Annotated in this window: 1 pseudogene; it reads left to right on the top strand. The window is 62.2% G+C overall.

What is annotated here, in order from left to right:
• A pseudogene (locus ACQG3P_RS20730) lies at positions 1–141 on the top strand (alpha/beta hydrolase family protein); the annotation flags it as partial.
• Between the last annotated feature and the right edge of the window lie 113 nt (positions 142–254).

Genomic DNA, 254 nt, shown 5'->3' with positions numbered 1-254 from the left:
GCGATCCGCGGCAACGGCGGCATCACCCGGCTGGTGATGCTTCCAAATGAACCGCACTGGTACACGGCGCTGGAGTCCAACGAGCAGCTGGTCTCGGAAATGCTCAACTGGTTCGACACATACGTCAAAAACGCCAAGTAGCGCCACGCCCTGCGTGCTGCCCGTCGATCTGGACGAGCGCGGGTGGCACAGTCACAGTGCGGGCATCGGCCAGAATACGAAGCCAGGAGCTGACATGCAGGATGACCCCCGTC

The organism is Stenotrophomonas sp. SrG (assembly GCF_050031795.1).
Classification (GTDB): domain Bacteria; phylum Pseudomonadota; class Gammaproteobacteria; order Xanthomonadales; family Xanthomonadaceae; genus Stenotrophomonas; species Stenotrophomonas rhizophila_A.
Note: the sequence above shows the minus strand (reverse complement) of the source record. Positions and strands in the feature narration are given on the sequence as shown.